Raw genomic sequence first — 21,842 nt, 5'->3', positions numbered from 1 at the left:
AATAGTATCATAAATTCTGTAACGGTTACAAAATACAGTTATCACTTCGCTTGTTGACCTATGATTCATGTTCAAAGAGCCTGTCATCAAATCGGTCAATTGGCATGTTACACCATATTGTAATTATCGTTGCAGATTTTGCTTTGCTCAAAACTTCCCTGATAAACCAATAAAGTTTGAAAAAGGCGTTGAAATTCTAAAAATTCTTGCAGAAATGGGTATGACCAAAATTAATTTTGCCGGGGGAGAACCTCTTCTTCATCCGAATATTCTGGATTATTGTAAATGTGCGAAAAAACTTGGATTTACAGTTTCAATCACAACAAACGGTTCTAAACTCACACAAGATTTAATCAGAAATATGATTGGAAGTGTAGATTGGATTGGTCTTTCGATTGATTCTTGTCTTGATGAAATTGAGCGGAAACTTGGCAGAGGTTTAGGGGATCATGTCACTAAAAGTCTTGAATCAGCTTATTATATCCATCAGGTCGGAATAAAACTTAAAGTTAATACCTGTGTAAATTCACTGACTTATCAGGAGAATATGATTCCCTTGATTAGAATGTTAAATCCTGATCGGTGGAAGGTTTTACAGATGATGCACATTGATGGGGAAAACGATTTTGCAAGGGATCTGGAAATATCTCATTCTGATTTCAGATATTTTGTAGAACGGCATAGAAATGTAGTTCTTGAAAACTTTACTTCACCTGTTTTTGAATCCGCAGAAGATATGGAATGTTCATATTTTATGCTTACTCCTAGCGGCATGGTGAAAACCGATAAGGATAGAAAAATAACTTTAACTCCTCTTTTAAAGGTTGTTTCAATTGGAATAGACAATTTTATTTCAGAGATGAAATACCAGGGACGAGGAGCCATCTATAACTGGGCATAAGGGGAAATCTAATATGAAATTACCAGAATCAATTTTTTATCTGTGTGTATATGATATTCACCGTTTGAAAAAGGCTATTACATTTGGTCATGAGGTTTCTAAATGGAGTGATGAAGAAAAATGGGAATTTTATCGTGATGCTAATTTATTATCTCTATTTATAATAAGAATGCGGCAGGATCCTGGGTTTTGTCGCTATGTCCTTGATGAAATAAGGAAAGATGAGAAGTTAATTTCATCTGCTATTGAATATGTCCATGCATTAAAATCAGAATGGTGCTTTAATTATTCAGGTCTATATAAGTTCTCTTTGAAATCATCATCAGATATGGTCCCAAATGAAGTTATCTCGGAAATTAATAATGATGAAATTGAGAAGTTCAGGTTTGGATATTATTACCTTCGGCCATTTGGTGATGGGATCCTAAAAAAAGCTATTAATTATTCTTTTATCAATTCGAAAGAAGATTTTGAGAATAAAAAAGCGGCAACATATTTGATCAGACATGAATCTCCTGGTGGAGATGAATTTTTGCTCTCCGCTTATGATGTAGGATTCAGCCATACTTTTAAAAAGAAATGGATTAACTATTCCCTTCAAAATATTGTCCGTCTTTACAATTACTATCCTTTAAACGCTGTATCCTCACCATTTATTGAGTACAATAAGAATCAGCGCAGGGAAGATACTGGCGAAAAAGAACCTTTTGATAAAAAAATTGCTGGTCATCAAGGCAATATTCCTTTCCTGAAGGATCTCCGAAAAAAAATAAATGAGAGTTTTAATTGCGGTTTTCCCGAAAACAAATGGATTTATGATTCAATATGGTCTGAGAGTAATCCTGATTCCTGTACTATGGAAGTAAATTCCAGAAATCTTCAGGATTTGGCATTTTCAACACATACACTTTCTATACTTTGTGAATTATGGTTTTCTCAATTTAACCACGATGAAAGATGTAAACTATTAAACAAATCCTATCCATTCAGATATGACAATGATCTTTTGGATGACATGCCAAAGGCCCTTATTGATATAGCAATAACTGATGGAAATCGTCAGATTGTCGATACAAAACCCTTATATCAGTACTGTGTTGAGCATGACTTGCCAGTAACTTTAAATTTTATAGAAAGTGGTTTGCCTGATGCACAATATTTCAATGATCTGTATCAGGAATATTGTGATTGTGTGTTGTCTGGCACTTTTTTTGAGAGAAAATATGATGATGTTTTAAAAAGATTTGATACTCCACCGTCCAAAATTATCAGGGATTTCCAGTTTGAAAATAAATTGCAGTTTGCACACCAACTCAATGAAATAAGCATAAAACAAAAGAATGATAAAAAAATTGGGGCATATGTTGGTGTTTTTCAATATTATACCGGTGATTATGATGGTGCGATCCAGAGTTTTAATGAATCATTTTCAGAGTATCAGCTTAAACCTGAATATTTTCAGTTTTTAATTTATCATGCTTTGAGTTATATTGCATTGGATAGTGAAAAAGGACTTGATATTATCACTGATTTATGTTCTTCCATAAAGAACAATAAACTTACTGATATTGAATTTTTAAAGATATTTGGATATGAATTGATCACTCTTGAAAAAGATCCTATCCAATATCTGAACCCGCTTTGTACACATCTATTTTTAGATTCTTCGAAAAATTTGCAAAAGATAATTGGCATTTATGCTGAACTTGCTTTATTTAATGATGGGAGAATATGGTGCGATGAAAATATATCAAAACTTAAAGACAGTTATGAGAAGGCCTCTCTTATTCTGGCAAAAGGGAAATTGGAATTTTTAGAAGGTAAAACAGAGGACGCACTTACTGCTTTTAGTGATGCTCAAAATATGGCTGAAGAAATATATCGTCATGATATGCTTATAAACTTTATTCCCCCATTTCCCGTAAATTCGGCAGTAAATGGTTCATATGTGGAGATATTCAGTGAAAAGGATTTGTTGGGTCTGCCTGATCTTTATGCAGAAGATTGGAGTGACCAGGATACTCTTTTGATAAATGAAACTAATGCTTTGCTTGAAATTAAAGATTTTTCAGGAGTCCGAAAGAGTCTGAATAAACTTGGAAAATATGGATATGTTTTAAATTATTCTGAAATACATAGGGGTGAATATTCAGACGTTTTTGAGACATTTATTGTAGTAGAAGACTATTTGTCTCAATCCCATATTCAAAGTGATCTCATTGTTAATTGTGATGATGCTAAAACAGCATTTTTTACAGCTGAAACTCTGCAATTGAAATTTACAAAAGAATTTGATAGGTCGGAGGAATTTGATTACTCTCCAGTTTTGACTATGATTGGGAAAGGAGTAGAACTTTTAGTTAATAAATTAATTATGGATCCTGTTAAATCTGAAATTGGTTCAAAATTAAGGAAAACTTATTCTCCAAACGATTTACCTTTTTTTATTAATAATTGGCTGGATAATAATAAGAGAACAATGTCTTCTGGTCAGTTTGCAGGATATGTTTTAAGGGACATGCATGTTCCGGAGAAAAATTTTCAATTATTCACTGATGCACTTCTTTTAAAATATCCTCTGGAAACCCTTACTGAAATAGGGGAAGTATTAAATAAAATTGCTTATACTCGTAATTCAGTTTCCCATGGACGGATAATTAATCAATTTGAATTAAGATCTGAATGGAATTCAGCAGTAGATTTGGTTAACCAATTGCTCAAATTACTTTTTAACACATTGCTATCTCCTGATGAAATATTGCCTCTGGATTCCGATGTATTAACTAAACTAGCCGAAATTTCTATTAAGAAAAAACAAACGAGTCGCGCAAGGTGGTTATGTAATCAGGCGATAAAATCCGACCAATTAAATATCAATGCATATCTGTTGCTCGGTTCTCTTCACAAGGAGCTAAAATCTGAGAAGGCATATTCTGCAACTTTGAAGAAAATAAAAAAATATAGGCCCCACTCAGAGTTGCTAAATTTAGCACGAGATTCATTTAAAAAAGGGAATTATTCTTTAGCTGTTGAAAAATATTGTCAACTAACAAACTCGCGGATTATAAAAAAAGATCCAAATCTTATCTCAATGATAAATAAAGAAAGAGAAAATGCAATTATCAAGTTAGAGGCAGCTAAAACCGAATTAAGAGAGGTTCTGATTCAGGTTAGCAATGGTACTCATATTGGCTTTGAAAACAATGAAAACCTTTTGAGGCATTTTGCGATCCTGAATTATCATACTGGAAACTTCAAAAAAGCATATAATATTTTATTGAATCTGGGTATTTTCGAAAAAGAAGATCTTTCAAGATCTTCAATATACCTAAAAAAACGTATTTTTAATCATTTGTTAGGAGAAGATTATCGTTATGGATATTATCTGGCAGAATTGCTTCCGGAAGTTTCTCATAAATTCTCTGAACCTAAGGCATCGTAAATTAATAAACCGATCATTTAATTTATTATGTGCATCATTATAATATATGGATCTGGATGCTTTCATTGCAAATATTTACGAGGACCTAACACCTCATCTAAATGAGAGGCAAATAAGGATCTTTGCTTCAACTATGGCTAATTCATATGGTCGTGGTGGAGTTACAAATGTTTCTAAAATAACAGGGATGTCAAGATCTACAATAAATATTGGAAGAAAACAATTAGATTCTGGAGAGATTTATCCATATGACAAAGTTAGATCTGAAGGAGCTGGAAGGAAAAAAATAACAGAGATTGATCCTGAATTAATTAATGATCTAGACTTTCTTATTGAGCCAACTTCGAGAGGAGATCCCGAATCACCTCTAAGGTGGACATGTCTAAGTACAAGGAATTTAGCTGAGGAATTAATAAATAAAGGGCATAATGTAAGCCATACTTGTGTTTCAAAGCTATTGAATTATTCGGGTTACAGCCTTCAGGCACCAAGGAAAACTGAAGAAGGCAAATCCCATGAGGACAGAAACAAACAATTTGAATTCATTAATGAATTTGTCAAAAAGTATCAGACCCATAACCAACCAGTAATTTCTGTTGATTGCAAAAAGAAGGAAAATATTGGGAATTACACAAATAAAGGGCAGGAATGGCGTCCTAAGGGTAAGCCTGTCAAAGTCAAGGATCATGATTTTATTGATAAAGAACTTGGGAAAGCAATACCATATGGAATTTATGATATCAGCAATAACTCCGGTTGGGTCAATGTAGGTGTAGATCATGAAACATCAGAATTTGCAGTTGAAAGCATCAGGAGATGGTGGATAACTATGGGTCAGGAAATATACCCCAATGCAGAATCTCTTCTTATAACAGCAGATTCTGGAGGTAGTAATGGTTATAGGAGAAAAGCATGGAAAGTTGAATTGCAAAAATTTTGTGACGAATTTAACCTTATGGTGTCAGTCTGCCACTTTCCGCCAGGAACAAGCAAGTGGAATAAAATTGAGCATCGCTTATTTTCTGCAATCTCTAAAAATTGGAGAGGAAGACCATTGATTAATATGGAGACAATAGTAAATTTAATCGCCAATACAAGAACATCTAAGGGATTGACGGTTCAATGTTGTGTTGATAACAATTCATATCCTCTTGGAAGGAAAGTATCAAAAGAAGAGATGAACGAATTGTTCCTTCTCCCAAATCAATTTCATGGTGAATGGAATTATACTATTGCTCCAAAGGATGAATGTTACTATGTCGTGGACGACTTATAAAATTACAGCTACTTAATATTTAATGGGAGGCAATAGTATCTGGATAATTCCGGCAGGGAACATCTGTCTGATCTCCGAAGAAAGCCATGGTTTTATCCTGGCTGAATATTTAATGGGACTCGTGGTCTAGCTGGTCATGACGTTGCCTTCACACGGCAGAGGTCTCGAGTTCGAATCTCGACGAGTCCATTATTTTAGTTTTATTTTTTAATTTAGCCTCCGTATTGTAATCTTTTTAGAGTGACCTTTTTTCGATATGTACATGGTGCTCTGTCAATAGTTAGTTCTGGATCAGCAATTTCATTTACTCTCTCGTTTCCAACTTCTGCAAGCCAGATTTTGAAGGGTTTGGCTTTTGGTGATGGTACTGACTGAATAAGCTAAAAAAGCTGTTCTGCGTTGGCAACATCTGTAATTCCCATTTTACCATCGGGAGCAGGTATTTTCAAACCCAATAGTTTATTTATATAAATGCAGACAATTGTCTGATATCTATCAGATAATTAAAGGGAATTGTAATGAATCCGGAATTATCCGTTCCACGAATTGAGGAACTTACCGTAAAAAATTATCGTGCTTTGCGTGATCTTGAACTGAAGGAACTCACCCCCTTTTACGGTTTTTCTTGGTCCTAATGGAAGCGGCAAATCAACAATTTTTGATGTAAATACAACCATGGGTGTTGATGTAGGTATCAAAGATTTTGCAATACTTTCCAATGGGGAAAAGATTGAGAATCCCCGATATTTGAAACAGTCAATTCTCCGAATGAAAGTGTTGCAAAAACGATTGAGTAGAAAACAAAAAGGTTCTAACAACAGAAATAAAGCAAAAAATGCAGTAGCAAAAATCCATGAAAAAATTCATAATCAAAGAAGCGATTTCCAGCACAAACTATCTTTTAGATTAGTATGCGAGAACCAAGCAATTGCACTGGAAACTTTGAATGTTGAAGGGATGCTAAAAAATCATAAACTGGCACAACATATTGCTGATGCATCATGGAGTTCATTTGTTACTCAATTGGAATATAAGGCACAAAAACAAGGTAAAATTATCTTACAGATAGGACAATTTGAACCATCTACAAAAATCTGTAGTGAATGTGGATATTACAACAGGGATTTGACTTTATCTGATAGAGACTGGATTTGTCCGGATTGTGGGATACATCATGACCGGGATATAAATGCCGCAATAAATATCAGGAAATTTGCTTTAGATAGACAGAATCTAATTGGAATATAATATCTTTGCACCCTTGGAACGAGGGGAAGGGCCTGTGGACTTACGAACAATGATTCGGGGTATGAAGCAGGAAGCCTCTGGGTCTTTAGCCCAGAGGTAGTTCACGAAAAGAGTATTCCGGAAGACTGCCAAAACTGGAGGTTGCGGGCAGGATTTCACGTCACATGGTTGCAGAAAGAAATAATTCTCTTAGTTTTCAGGCATTCTGTGAAGGTGTCTGTGCCTGTGCCGGAGATATGCGATAATAGCCCATATTATTTTTAAAGTAGTATAATTTAAAATGCATTTATATTTTTTATTCATCCTGCCAATTCATTGGCGGAATTATTATCTGGTCTGGTTGTATAGTATCTTTCATAGGGGATGTGAGATATGCGTTCACTGATTTTATTTATTTCTCTGGTTTTGGTTGGTCTGGTTTTGATTGCAGGATGCACGGAAACCACACCTGAAGTACAGGTAACTCCGGCGGTGACGGCGGCACCTACTCCGGCAGCAACACCGATGGCAACTGTGGTTTCTTCTCAGACTGTTTCGCCGACTGCTGTTCAGACTCCTGAAAGGGCTATGAATTATATAGATTCTACGTTTACTCTTGGCAGGATGCACGGTGTTATGCTGGAGGCAATTGAAGAGGCACTTGCGTATCCGGTATTGAAAGACCCCGTAGAGAAGGCTGATTTTGAGTCCAAAATAAAGGATTTTGATCTTCTTGCCATTATGTTTGAGAAACAGGCCGGACTTGACAGGCCTGAAAATGCAGATTTGAAAGCTTCGTATGAATCCATAATCTCAAAGAAGAATGATCTCGTTGCAGATGCCATGAACTTTTTTGCTGTATATGAGAAGAACGGTACAGTCATATACGAAGATGTGATTGTCTTTGAAGATTCCATTGATGGTTTCACATCAGAATTCGGGCCGTTTACGAAGAATTATTTTGCAATGGTCAGTAAGGAAGACCTGGATAACAACAGACATGCAGCTGCTGCATTTGATCTGCTCTCTATGCACCACTATATGATAGAGAGTGTTGAGGAGGCCTTTGGCTATGTGCTGCTCAATGAATCTATTGAGAAGGAGGAGTTTGCAGCAAATATAGAGAAGTTCGATGATGCTGCAAATGCCTTTGTTATAGATGATTATCTTGGTGAATATGAGAACAAAGCCAAACTTGCGGCATACACAAGTGTAATGAGTGCTAAGGGCAGAATGGAGAATGCTGCATATGTTATGTTTGCCGAGTTTGAGATCGATGGAATGGTCTCAGAAAACGCACTGGATGCCTTTGAAAAGGAGGTTGACAGTCTGACGATGGCTTATGACAAACTGCTTGAAGAGGTCTTAAAAGACCTTTAAATCCTTGTTTTAATTTTCAAAACGGAAATTTCCTCCTGTGTTAATAGGGCACAGGCGGATTTTTCAGTGATGCATAAGTAGGAAACTGATTATGCCTGCCCAAATTAACCGGAAAAGGAACTGGTCAGTATAAATGATCAGTCATAACTGGATTTTCAGACAGTGCCGTTAATAGAGACGGTTTTTATGATAGCACGGGAAGGATTATGGCATTTTATTCAAACGGTTACTGGAATAATTTCAGGTCTAAGATCTGAATTTCAGTTTTATTCTGATGATGGATGTATTTTTGGCACTTTTACTGGTTAAATGGGATGATTTGTGGCTATTGCGTGACTATTTTTCATAGGGTTATAGGATAATTTCATTCTTGCAACAATCTCTTGAGACAAATAAATATGCCTAAAATAATATCTTTCCTTAAGAACAATATTATTATAGGGGATTAAATGGATTTTGCATTAAAAAAGTGTACTTCCGGTTTTGAAGAGCTTGTCTACGCGAAAGAATTTGTAAATTATGTGGATGAGCACTCTATTCGAAATTATAGACTTATTTGTCCTGTATGTAAAGAAGAGGTTATATTCATAGGTGGACCTGATAGAATCTATTTTAGGCATTCACCAAATAATCCTAATACTCATGATTGTCCCAACTATTCAGATAGCAAATACGCGGAGCAATATCGGCAACAGCAGGAGTCGCGCAAATTTGGTCTAAGTTCAAAGTGGATTTATATTTCAAAGGGTGGGGGGACCTTTGGGCTTTTTCTTGGTTTTCCTCCATTAGATGAGGAGACTGTTGTAGCCGCCAGAAAGGAAAACCTTGTAATACAAATCATTAATCCAAACGACGCAGAAATCAAAGAAAACAAAATTCTCATTAATCAGGTAATTCCAAGAGAAACCACTTTCATTCGGTTAATGTGGATATATGACAAATATTCTCTAAAATATAGCGAATGTTCAGTCAGCAATGATATAATAAAAATCTGGGATGAAGATCTATTGGGACTTCCAGAATCTGGTGCATTGTTTGCATACAGCAAAGATTATGCTCGGAGTATATCTGATTATGGAGTAATTACCCCAGACAAATACTATTATTTTGCAACAGCCACTGAAATTCCGGATAGCTATAACGATTTTCTCGATTATGAGTTTGTGGGAAAACTGGAGGGTAGAACCATTGGATATGAATCTAAATGGATGATCTATCGAGTACAGTTTACTAAAGTCACAGAAAATGCCCATGAATTTGCAGACTTAATGAGAGTCAAACTTATTGAATGGCACCCTCCATTAATTCCTCTTTGGCCTCCTCATGTGCAGTTTGGAGACAGGCAAATTTATAGTATGCCAACAAAAGTCCTCAATCTTGCAGCAAAATCCGATGAATCTATTTATTTTCAGGAAACAGATACACAAACGCCTCGATCGATTCCAAAAGTTCAAATTAATGATGGATGGTTACTATCTCTCTCTGTTAAGAGTCCAATACGCATAACATCTTCTTTTGGAGAATATGAATCACACCTCACATGTGAATGTCCTGAAGAAATCTTCCAATATTTCCCCCCGGAAATAACACTGGAGTACGAAAAAAAACCCCTTGAAAATGGTGAACTCTTCCTCCTCAAAGAAAAACCATATTTATCATTCAAATCGGACATTAAGTGTAACATTTATCACTATTCTGAAAGGCAACTGAAAAACATTCACTGGAATGAAATGTCTATTCTTGAATTTTTTGGCCTTTCTAAAGGAGACTGGATTTGTGTCCTTCATGGGATGGATGTAGTCTATCAGGTAGGCATTCCAAAACAAATTCCAAAACAAATAAGTGGATCAGTAAATAACGAAGATGATCTCTATAATATACTTGTTCTGTTGGGGGGCACGTTTATAGCAACGCCTGTAAAAATTAAGTATATTCTGAGTGATCTGGGGAAGTATCCTAAAGTCAGTAGCTATCTCCGTCAAACACTAAAATCTGGGAAAATACCAAAACACGCATATGATTATCTTATCTCTGAATTATTCTGAAGAGTTGAAAAGTAATGACTAATTTAAAAAAATATTCCAATTTACATTGCTGCATCGGAATTCCGGTGAAGTTTAGTGACGATGACATCAAAATTTTAAGAATTGCAGATATTTCTACAGCAGATTGGAATAAAAACAGAGTGAATTCCATTGGTAAAATCTACACTGATCCAGATGGGGGAACCATGCTCATACCAGTTAATATGGAGAAAACCCCTGTTCAATCTGACCATGACAATGTTGGCCTCTGGGTGTGGAAAGAAAATGATAGTTCTGAGGGTTATGATGCAGTCCCTTATTCAGTCCTTCATAAAAAAATTAATTTCAAATACACTTATTATGAACTCATCTTCTTAAAAACTCCGGAATCACCAGAAAATCTGAGGTTATTGGTGGGTTCTGATGATGAGTTTGCACGTGTACTGGAAAATGGGATTGTTGTTCCGGATACGTTTTCAGACAACCTCCTTGTAATCTACGATTACAATGAAGAAGATTTCTTCTGTGTTGAAATTAATAAAGCAACGTCCTGTATACGATATAATCAGTTGCTCTTTGTAATTGATAAAAAGTCATTGAATCGATACAATATCAAAAGAACTGATGTTATTGATTCGTTTGATCCGAAATATAATGATTTATTATCTGAAAATTCCGTAGATCTGAACCGAAGACTCATCTACACCAAGATGAAAATTAGTCAAAATGATAAGTTGGATTCTTTATCCCTCCATACTGATTCAGCCCGTTTTGCAAGATATTTTTACCATATTGCCACTCGCTTGAACTATTCAGAAAATGAGAAAAAATTAGTAAATAAAATAACCACTGAAGCCCTATCAAATTTAAAATTACAACCCATTTTGACAGAATCAACAGAAAATAAGCAACGGCTTGAATATCAAATAAAGATTATAAACTCGTATCTTAACACAGACGATAAAGTTGAGGAGTTTGTAAGCGGAGTAATTACTCACTTCCCGAAGATCAATGAAGAATATGTTGCCAAAATGCAACCTGAACTTAACCAAGTATTGCTTGAGCAAAAAGTGGCTTTAGAAAGTGAAATTTCTAACCTTAATGTTGCAATAGATGAACTTAATGGAGAAATTCTTGTAATCAAAGCGGAAAAAACCGCTGAAACTGATGCCTTAAAATCACTCAGAAAAACTGTTGAATCTGAAGGCGATCGAGAAAGAGCAGCTTTAAAGATCCAGATTGAACAGGAACTAAAAGAGTTTGAAAAAGATCTAAAAAAGAGTGCTGTTGGAGAAATTGAGACCTTAAAAAAGGAACAAATGCAGGCACTCGATAAAGAGTGTGAAGAATTTAGAGCTGATCAACGTAATATCATCCTGAATGATATTAAGTTTCTCCGTGAGGAATATGACAATGTCCAAAATGACATAGCCTTATTGAGGGTTTCCAAAGAACAATTGCAGAATGATATATCTGATAATCAATACATTCGGGAAGAATTATCTAAACTTGAGCAGAATAAAAGTACTTTAGAAGAAATAAATGAGCAATTAAAGTCCTCTTGTGAGCTGAAACTCAGGAATATTCAGGAGAATCCTGGGGAATTCCTTGGAGATTTGGCATTATTCAAAGGTCTGATGCAATCCGGAGTGCCTGAAAAAACAAGTGTTGCCTCATCACCAAATTCAAATCTTTTTGTTCAATCAGCAAAAAAATATGGTTCAGATCCGTCTGAAATTATTAATCCTAAGGAATTGATAGATTATCTGATTGATAATCTCTTGAACATTGGAGTAAGTTACGAATATTCTGGAATCCTTGCTGAGTTCATTGCAGGAGCATATTTCACGAGAACTCCACTCCTCCTAACAGGATGTAATGCAAATCTCATGGCTCAGGCAATCTCAGTTACTCTTTGCTCACAAACTCCTGAAGTTATATCAGTTCCAACTGGCTACAACGACTATTCTTCTCTTATAAATATCGTGAAAAATGCTTGCGGTAATGTTGTAATTCTTCAAAATGTAATTGGATCCATTGATGAATACTGCTATACACATCTTGCAAGAGATATTCATGATGAAAATCCCGAAAAATATATTATATTCTCACTTGATTTCGCAGAAAACATACGAATACTTCCTTCAAGTGTACTGGGATACATGGCCCTCATCAATTCTGAGGATGTTATTACTTCTATTAAAACAGAAATTTTGGATCCTGGTAACTGTGCTATAGCTGTACCTGTTGAAAGAAACTTAGAGGAAGTAAAGACTCTATACGGGAGGATTGTTGATCTTTCACGTGGTACTAGTGTAACAAATGGTTATAATCTAACCAGAGCGGCGATATTTTCGGCGGTTGCAAAGAAGGACAGAAATAATGAAGATGCTGCGCTGATTCTGGAGCTTGGAACTTATTGTAAATTACTGGGAACTGCGGATGAACTGAATCAAAGATTAGAATATCTTAGTAGAGGAGACCTCAAAGAGATCGTAGAGAAACTTCTTGGAGGGAAATAACTTCATGGGGCAAGACCCCCATGAAATTATGGCACAGGGGATGGGGATGTCACGTTTTTCCTGTGAAGACGAGAATGCCTATATTGCCCGAATACTTTACTCTGCCATTTCCGAGTGGACAAAAACAACTGTCTTGGATCGAAGTATTGATATTGAAAGTGAGAACTGGGATGCAGGAAATATACGTTACACAAAACATCACGTGACCAGAAAATGTAATCTCATCCTTTCCGCATATTTAGATATCTATCCGGATGTGAAAAAGTGGTTTTATCCCAAGGATGAACCAGAAATTCAGCCAACAAAAGTAATTCAGGAAAGACTGGAATTCTCTGGATTTATTGTTCCCGGACCTGAAAATATCATTCAGTTACCCCCTGATAAATACGCAAAAGTTTCTGAAGACTTATATTTGCTACGTGGAACATCATTTGGTAAAGATGGGGAAATACATGGTCTCGGATGGTATGTCAATAGGATTTCAGAACAGAATGCGTATTCTCTTGAAGAACTTTTTTTGATTCCGCAAATTGATGCAAAAGATACTGTCCTTGAGTACAGCAGATTTGCGGAGGGAAAATTCACACTGAATTCTGTTATATCTGATGTCCAAAGGTATTTTGATCCATTATCAAGGCGGGTTTTTTCTGAGTCATGGGAACAATTGCTTTGTCATCCTTGGGAACTAACTGTGTATCGGAATAATTTGTTTGATTATGGACTTGCTAAACAAGAAAACGGAGAGATATACACACTTGCATTTCCGGATCATATCATAAAGCTGCAGGATGTTCGCAGATTTATGTATGGTCTTCGGTATCTGAGTCAAAATTCGGAACATGCCAAAATAACAATCTACAACGATGCAATCAAAATCAAATTGAACTCTTTTCTTCCAGGAAGGGAGGGAATGTTGTTCTACATGATAACTTGGCCAGTTCGTAATATTCTGGACAGAACTGAATTTATTACATCACCGGTTTTTCTTCTAATTATTATAGAACTTCTGGAAAATTTGAACATTAAGGTGTTACAAAATGGCTGAATACAGCGTTCAAAGTACACACCGTGAACTTGTGGAAAAACTGAAAGACTACATTCAGGCACAATACTTTGGTGAAAATGATCTTCTTTTGGGTGCATGTAAAGATCTTCTGGATGAAAAAAATTCTATCTACAGGGATCCCTATATTGAATCAAATCAGACATACCACTTACAAAAAAACGGACTGGTTGATGCTAATATCCCGGAAAAAATCAAAGATTTCCTTTGCCAGATGAGTGACAAAAATTTAGGTGTTTTCAAAAATCCCTACTGTCACCAGGTTAAAGCACTTGAGGATTTTTATCATGGGAATGACATTCTGGTAACGACAGGCACCGGTTCTGGAAAGACAGAGTGCTTCATGTGGCCCCTTATTGCAAACCTTGCAAATGAAGCAAAAACACATCCTGATTCTTGGAAAAAACGAGGTGTCAGGGCGTTGTTACTTTACCCCATGAATGCACTGGTCGCGGATCAGATCGGCCGTTTGCGTAAAATGATTGGGGATTATGATGGAGATTTTCACACACTCTTTACAGAGTATACGGGTGATATAAACATCCGTTCTCCCCAGTTTGGGATGTATACCGGCAGAACACCTTATCCGGGTCAGCCTGTGAAAAAGAAGGATGTAAATCTGGCAAAAACACTGGAATGTAATCTAATCAACCATAGCCCTGAGTTGATTGCGGAACTCAAATCAATGGGGAAGTATCCTTCAAAATATAATCTGGAAACCTATATTGCAAATCTGAATGAGGGTAACCATAAAACAACGTTACAAGATGCGGAATTAATCACACGTAAAGAGATGCAGGATAATTGTCCTGATATTCTTGTCACAAATTATTCGATGCTTCAGTACATGCTGATTCGGCAGATTGAACAGCCATTCTGGTCGAATACCCGCGATTGGTTGAACGAGTTTCCCGATAACAAACTTCTGTTAGTCATTGATGAAGCACATATGTATCACGGTTCTGCCGGGGGAGAGGTTGCCCTTCTCATTCGTCGGTTAATGTACAAGTTGGGAATTACACGTGATAAAGTTCGGTTTATCCTCACCAGTGCCAGTATTCCGGCTGATGATGAGGGCAGTAAAATTGAACTTAAACATTTTCTCAGGGAAATCACTTCATGCAAAGAAGATACATTCTCGATAATTGTTGGAGAAAATAAGGAGTATAATTCTCCTAATTCGATTGATATTTCCGCAAAAAAGATTCGTGACTTCCCTCTCGATGATTTCCAATTGGATAATACGACAAAGATATTGGCAGTCCACAAATTTTTCCGGTTACTTGACGGAACCAGACCACCGTATGATACAATCAAAGAACTGGAAGCATGGTTGTTTGAAACATTGCCAAAATATGGTCCAGTTCAACGGATAATAAATCAAACCGCTGGAAACGCTACCGAGATCAATGAACTTGCAGGAATTGTTTTCCCCGATTATGACATCGAAACTGCACTCCCCGCAACTCAGGTTCTTCTCTCGCTTCTACCACTTGCCAAAAAAGATGGGCAGGTTCTTTTCCCTGCACGACTTCACATGTTTTTCCGTGGCCTACAGGGGTTGTACGCCTGTACAAATCCGAAATGTTCTGAAAAACACACCGGTGACGGTATCACACTTGGGAAGATCTACTCAGACAATGGACGGGATACTTGTTCTTGTGGTGGGAAAATCTATGAGTTAATCAACGATAGAAGATGTGGAGCCCTGTTCATCAAAGGATATTTGCATAATGCAGAAAATTTTGTGGAGAAAAAATACCTTTGGAAAACTCCGGGCGAGGTATTTGGAGATGAATTGAAGGAAGTACATCTTTACGTTGTCCCTAAGAATTGGTCCGGGAATATGGGGAAGGAGAATATTCGTAATGGATGGCTTGATACAAAGACTGGTTTCATCCATTTCAACAATATTCATGCTGAAGAAGATGAATTCCTACAGGTTTGTTATTCTCTTAATCCGGTAAAAGGAAAACCGGATCAGTTTACATTTAGTAAATGTCCAAAATGTAAAAAAAGACTGACGTACTACTCTTTTTCGGATTTTTCTACAAAAGGAAATGAACCATTTTACAACATTGTTTCATCACAATTGTCCGTACAGCCACCTACAATATTTGATGAAGAAAAAATCAAACAACAACCAAATGCCGGGAGAAAAGTACTGGTATTTTCTGACAGCAGGCAAAGAGCTGCTTTACTTGCCAAAGATATGACCCGGGCAGCAGATGCTTATGCTGCAAGAGCTGTTTTGGTTCTGGCAGCTATCCATTTGCAGGAGTGGGCTGAAGATACGGGGAATATTGTGACACTTGAGATGCTTTACCCTGCATTTTTGGAGATCGCATCTCACAATCATTTACGCCTGTTCTATGGGGGGAACAAGGCTCGCTTTAAAGAAGATCTGGAAATCATCAAAGTTGCTATCAAAAAAGCAGAAAAACGTAACCAATCATTAAAATACGATCGGCTTGTCAAAGATTTTGATGATATACCGGGATTGTTTTCAGAACAACTCCTGAAAAATCTCTGCTCGTCCTTCAGGTCTTTGACAGATCTTGGACTGGGTTGGATGGAACCTTGCTACAAAGATGATATTGAAGAATGTCTTGAATCATTTGAGGAACATGATATTGAGATGTCTGAAGGGGAGTTCATTGCTCTTTTTGCTGCATGGGCCCAGTATCATTGTACAAACTCATATGCTATTGGAACCCTGATTTCCGATCAGATTAGGTATAATATTGCCCTTCGTAAATATGGCAGATTTGGTGTAGAAGAGAAAGATCAAAATAAACTACCCTCACGATTCAAGAATGTTTTGAAGGAAAAATATACTTCGAAACAGATTGATCTGATCTTGCTTAAATTGTTCAAAACGTTCCTTCGTCGCGGAAGAGGTGAGGAAAATGGCAGCTATTTTCTTGTCCTAGATAAAATTGCGTTAAAATACCGGGACAACCATAACTGGTACCGTTGTAAGACATGTTCTAATATTTTTCCATATACCCTGTTTGGAAAATGTGCTGATTGTGGTTCCTCTGACATCTATGATATGGGTGAGGAGGATCTTGAACGATACAAGTTCTGGAGAGAACCAGTTATTGATGCGATCACTGAAGGTTCAGGGAAATCAATTCGTACCATTAATACCGAAGAACACACAGCACAACTTTCCTACAAAGATCAACAGTTTGACATCTGGTCTACGACGGAAAGTTATGAGATGGGGTTTCAGAATCTTCTATTTGATGATGATTACCCAGTTGATGTATTGAGCTGTACAACAACGATGGAAGTTGGTATTGATATCGGTTCTTTGACTGCCATCAGCCTTCGAAATGTTCCCCCGATGCGGGAGAATTATCAACAGAGAGCCGGACGTGCGGGAAGACGCGGAACATCAATTTCAACCATTGTAACCTATGCTCATAATGGTCCCCATGATGGGTGGTACTTCACTCATCCCGATAAAATAATTTCAGGAGATGCCAGTAGTCCATGGATTGATGTAGATAATTTCACATTACTTCAGCGGCATGTCAATTTGCTTATCTTAAGTGAATTTTTGAGTGAAAATAGGACTGACTTGTATGAATATCCGGTATTATCGTTCTTTGATAATTTCTATGATGATTTCATCGATTTTCTGAATACATTCCGGTTTAAACCAGACCTTGAGGCAACCATTTTTTCTGCTAAAAAAATAGATGACATTTATTATAAAAATATAGTAGATGGTCTTACACCTGAATTACAGAGAATCCGGGATGATGTGCTCCAAAATCGTGAACTGTATGAGGCGCAGGTTGAAAAAGGACATAAAATAAGTCTTCTTGATCATTTGAGTTTTGAGGGAATCTTGCCAACCTACTCTTTCCCACAAGATGTAGTAGGATTCTTTATTGAGGACAGATATGGAAGTAAAATTCTCCAAAGACCAGACCGCTCACTTGACATTGCGATTAGTGAGTATGCTCCGGGGAAAGTTCTCGTTGTAAACAAGGAAACCTACAAAGTTGGTGGAATTTACAGTTTTCACTCAAAGTTTAGAAAAGGCAATAAACGTGAGAATCAGGCACAACCATATTTTGAGGATCCAAATTATCTTTCGGATTTGTATCTTTGTCCTGATCCGTATTGTGGATGGACTGATACAGACTATCCAATGGATGGGGTATGCCCATTCTGTGGAAAACCTGTCTCTGAAAACAAAAAACAGAAGTTGCTCCGACCGTGGGGTTTTGCTCCCGTAAATGGAAGGCCAATTCCTGAAGCACACGCAGAATTTGAACAGTCTTATGCAGAAGAGCCATGTTACTTTGCAACACCTGACCGTAGGGACATGAAGGATATTGGTTGTCAGCACATAATGGCAGCAGTTCGTTCAGATAAGATCAGGATCATTAACAAGGGTGTAAAAGGACGTGGATTTAATGTATGTCAGAAGTGTGGTGCAGCAGAGGTTGCAGAACAACTTACTGGTGAAGGTTCCGGATCGAAAATGTTGGAAGATATTGATCGACCATACGCAATCCCGGGTGTGACTTCAAAGAAGTGTTCTCATAATCCAATAAATCTGTATCTTGGGCACACCTTTGCAACAGATATGATTGTCTTTGAGTTTGAGTTGGATAAGTCTCGAATTAATACAAATCCCCTTGGCATGTGGATTTCAAACGCTGCAACAACACTTGCAGAGGCGTTTTTACTTGCTGCAAGTCGTACTCTGGATGTTGATTTCAAAGATATTAAAGGTGGTCACAGAATTCACGGAACTGGATCTACAACCTTTGTTGATATTTACATTTATGATAGTCTGTCAAGTGGAGCAGGATATGCAACTGGCCTTTGGAAAATGATCGACCCGTTACTTGAGAATGTTCAGGATGTTTTGAATTGTGATGAAGAAAATCCTTGTAATACAGCGTGTCACACATGTCTTAAACATTACTGGAACCAGAGAGTTCATGATAAATTAGATCGTTTTGCTGCATTTGATCTCCTTAACTGGGGTATGTATGGAGATCTGCCGGAACCATTGAGTGTTGATAAGCAGTCTGATCTAATCTATCCACTCAAAAGGTTGATTGTTGATGATCATCCAAGAATTAAATTTAAATGTGATAGTACTTGTATCTCAATGATTTTACCAAATAAATCAATTGAATTTGTGGTGTGTCCTGCGATGTGGGTTCTTCCAGGAAATCAATCAAATACTTTTTATTTGTCAGATAAAATGGTAATTAGAGCGCTTCCAAAAGCATTCGATGAAGTTGATAAATTTATTAGGAATTTGAGTCCCCATTGAAGCGAGTGATTAGTATATTGAATGGGCCATAATAATCTGTCTGAGCACTTTTTGATACTACTATTTTCTATTTTTCAGTTCAAATCTGAGTCTTATTCAGGCCGGAAAAACGGCAGATCAGATAGATAAGGGCAAGGATTACAAGCGTAACAACAACCCCAAAACCAAACGAAAGTTCAAATGCCTGCTCTGTCGGCAGGGTCCAGACTTCACCGCCTATTGTAAAGTTCATCGTATATGCCGCAAGGAAAATTCCGGCAATCATCGGCCCTGCCATCCCTCCGACATTTATTGAACTGTGCAAAAGCCCGGTAGCCCCGGCTGTCCTCTCCTTCGGGACAGAATTAATCATAATTATCATATAGCATGTTGCAACAATACCCATTCCTCCGGAGAAGAGCACCCAGATGACAGCAAGGGAGATTATCGACTGGGGCAGCACAAAATAGAGCATACATCCGGCAGCCATCATAACCGCACCAAGATAGATCGGAACCTTTGCAGACCTTTTCCTCATCCATCGTCCGGCAACCGGGCTTGCAACCATATCTGCAACAGCACCGGGCATCATCACAAGTCCGACAAACCTTGCATCCAGCATAAGTCCGGTCGGACTCTGAATGATAAACGGCATAGTCTGAATCAGCAGGTATGTGAGCATATTGACAAGCACCGCAGATGCCGATATCGTTATCATCAACGGGGATTTAAGCATTGAGAGGTTTATCGCCGGAAAATCCGTTCTCTTTTCAATGTAAAAGAAGAGCAGCCCGGAGATGAGACAGACCGCTATTGCAGACAGTGACCATAGATCGATTTTTCCGCTGTCATATAGAACTGTCGCCGAAACCATCAGGGAGAGAAGCGACACAAAGAGACATAGCGTTCCCTTCCAGTCTATACCTCCGGAATTTGTCTCAGATGACGGCCTGATGTACCATAACATTGCAATAAAATGTGCCGCCACGACAGGAGATAATATGTAATATGTTGCCCTCCAGCCGAAGAAGTCAATAATATAAGCTCCGAATAGCACACCTGTCAGTGCCCCTGCACCATATGAGGCCGCAAGAAAAGCAATCCCCATCGGAACCTTATGCAGTGGAAACTGTTCTGATACCAGTGCGTAGGCAATAGGTGACGCTGCAATCCCTATACCCTGCAAAAACCGGAAGAAGAGCAGAGACCAGATGTCCCAGGCAAAACCTCCCATAAATGTCCCTGCAACATAAAATGAGAGAAATATGCAGAGTACCTTCTTACGGCCGAAACAGTCCCCCAGTGTCCCGGCAAATGGTGCAAACGCCGCACCGACAAGCAGGACTACCGGCAGAATCCATGCGCCAAGTATTCCTGTAGCTGAGAACTCATGTTCAATAACCGGCAGGGCCGCGATGAGCATAGTCTCACTTATCATAGGTATGATAATACAGAGACAGAAGAGGACTAAGGCAGTGTTATAGTATCTGCTGTTATTTCTGCTTTCATCTTCTGTTTCCCTCAATATTAATGCCTCAAGACCTTTTATTTTTCCGGAATTCCGGTTTTAAAAGATTCATATACCTGTGCTTTCTGTCAACATTATCCTTTGTATTCTGAAATTCTGCGGATAACCGTTTCTGATATCCGGCCGGTTCTGCAACATCTGATAACCGGCTTTAAAAATTTAGAGTAAATCCCCTTGGTCTTTAGCCCAGAGGTAGTTCACGTGTTAAAATCCGGTGTATGACCCCAGCCGGATGCGGAATGGTAAAGGGGACATTCCCTTTTAATTAAAAAAAAAAGATTTTAAAAAAGTTTGGAATCTATTTCATCTTGTACTTATCAATGAGCTCCTGCCAGTCGTCAGATGCCATGAGTTTTTCAAGTCCTGCATTGAGCTTTCCGAGAAGTTCTGTATCATCCTTGCGGACAGCAATTCCAAACTCCTCGTTTGTCTCAATATATCCGACGATCTCAAGGTTCTCCTTGCCGTCGATGATGTCTCTCATCACTGTGCTGTCATACATTACAGCTTCAATCCTTCCTGCTTCGAGATCATTTACTGCCAGAGGTGTGTTGTCATATGATTTGATCTGGTCTTCAGACATGATGCCCTCATTTACAAGATTCTCTTCCATCCAGATCCCTGCTGAACATCCTCTCTGTGTACCTACTGCATATTTTCCTGCCTTTAAATCATCAACGGTTACACCGGAGTCCTTCCTTGCAACAACTGCCTGATTTACAGTCCAGTATGGTTTTGAAAAGTTAACCTTCTCCTTACGCTCGTCAGTTATGGTCATCCCTGAATAGACCATATCTATCTTTCCTGCCTGAAGTGCAGGAATAATTCCGTCCCATGAGATCGGATTGAACTCTACTTCAAATCCCTGGTCTTCTGCGATCCATTTCATTGATTCAACATCAAAACCTGTTGCCTTACCCTGATCATCGATCATTGTAAATGGCGGGTATGGGCCTCCATCAATACCAACTTTGTAAAGCTCTGTTGCTGTATCAGCAGTCTGCTGTGTGCTTTCAGCAGGAGTGCTTCCGGTACATCCTGCAATGCTCACTGCAATAACAGCAACAAGTAATACCAGAACGGATAACAATCTTCTGTCCATAGCGAGATTTTGAACTGTTTAGAATTTATCTGTTATGAAATGATTTTCAAGTGAATTCCGCTCTCCGGGAGATTGGTTCAGGATAGT

At 37.8% G+C, this 21,842-nt stretch carries 11 protein-coding genes and 1 tRNA gene; 10 read left to right on the top strand and 2 right to left on the bottom strand.

Translation table 11 applies throughout. The features are described from left to right. Positions 1-67 precede the first annotated feature (67 nt). From L6E24_RS07520 to L6E24_RS07475, 10 genes are all read left to right on the top strand, one after another. Complete coding sequence (locus L6E24_RS07520; protein ID WP_257741376.1) at positions 68-901, top strand: viperin family antiviral radical SAM protein; 834 nt, start codon at positions 68-70, stop codon at positions 899-901. Between the two features lie 13 nt (positions 902-914). Continuing rightward, positions 915-4,343, top strand: coding sequence for a tetratricopeptide repeat protein (locus L6E24_RS07515; RefSeq protein ID WP_257741375.1), 3,429 nt, complete (start codon positions 915-917; stop codon positions 4,341-4,343). 46 nt (positions 4,344-4,389) lie between these two features. Next, positions 4,390-5,619 (top strand): ISAzo13 family transposase, encoded by a 1,230-nt coding sequence (locus L6E24_RS07510; protein WP_257741374.1) that lies wholly within the window; start codon positions 4,390-4,392, stop codon positions 5,617-5,619. Between the two features lie 115 nt (positions 5,620-5,734). After that, a tRNA-Val gene (locus L6E24_RS07505) sits at positions 5,735-5,808 on the top strand. 486 nt (positions 5,809-6,294) lie between these two features. Continuing rightward, positions 6,295-6,867, top strand: a complete 573-nt coding sequence (locus L6E24_RS07500) for an RNA-guided endonuclease TnpB family protein (RefSeq protein ID WP_257741373.1) — start codon at positions 6,295-6,297, stop codon at positions 6,865-6,867. Positions 6,868-7,239: 372 nt separating this feature from the next. Further along, a complete protein-coding gene (locus tag L6E24_RS07495; RefSeq protein ID WP_257741372.1) occupies positions 7,240-8,226 on the top strand; it encodes a hypothetical protein in 987 nt (328 codons plus the stop codon). A 449-nt stretch (positions 8,227-8,675) separates the two neighbouring features. Further along, on the top strand, positions 8,676-10,271 hold the full coding sequence (locus L6E24_RS07490; RefSeq protein WP_257741371.1) for a competence protein CoiA family protein: 1,596 nt from the start codon (positions 8,676-8,678) through the stop codon (positions 10,269-10,271). Between the two features lie 14 nt (positions 10,272-10,285). After that, positions 10,286-12,772 carry a hypothetical protein gene (locus L6E24_RS07485; RefSeq protein ID WP_257741370.1) on the top strand — a complete coding sequence of 829 codons (2,487 nt, stop codon included), beginning with the start codon at positions 10,286-10,288 and terminating at the stop codon, positions 12,770-12,772. Beyond that, a complete protein-coding gene (gene druD, locus L6E24_RS07480) occupies positions 12,759-13,817 on the top strand; it encodes a Druantia-type antiviral defence protein DruD (protein ID WP_257741369.1) in 1,059 nt (352 codons plus the stop codon). The genes L6E24_RS07485 and druD overlap by 14 nt, the downstream gene beginning before the upstream one ends. Further along, complete coding sequence (locus tag L6E24_RS07475) at positions 13,810-19,146, top strand: DEAD/DEAH box helicase family protein (RefSeq protein WP_257741368.1); 5,337 nt, start codon at positions 13,810-13,812, stop codon at positions 19,144-19,146. The genes druD and L6E24_RS07475 overlap by 8 nt, the downstream gene beginning before the upstream one ends. A 79-nt stretch (positions 19,147-19,225) precedes the next feature. Here the strand turns inward: L6E24_RS07475 and L6E24_RS07470 are convergent, their stop codons facing one another. Continuing rightward, positions 19,226-20,650, bottom strand: coding sequence for an MFS transporter (locus L6E24_RS07470; protein WP_257741367.1), 1,425 nt, complete (start codon positions 20,648-20,650; stop codon positions 19,226-19,228). 301 nt (positions 20,651-20,951) lie between these two features. Further along, on the bottom strand, positions 20,952-21,755 hold the full coding sequence (locus tag L6E24_RS07465; RefSeq protein ID WP_257741366.1) for an ABC transporter substrate-binding protein: 804 nt from the start codon (positions 21,753-21,755) through the stop codon (positions 20,952-20,954). Positions 21,756-21,842 lie beyond the last annotated feature (87 nt).

It is taken from the genome of Methanoplanus endosymbiosus, from assembly GCF_024662215.1.
Lineage (GTDB): Archaea > Halobacteriota > Methanomicrobia > Methanomicrobiales > Methanomicrobiaceae > Methanoplanus > Methanoplanus endosymbiosus.
The sequence above is the reverse complement of the archived record's forward strand: the minus strand, read 5'-3'. Positions and strand labels throughout refer to the sequence as shown.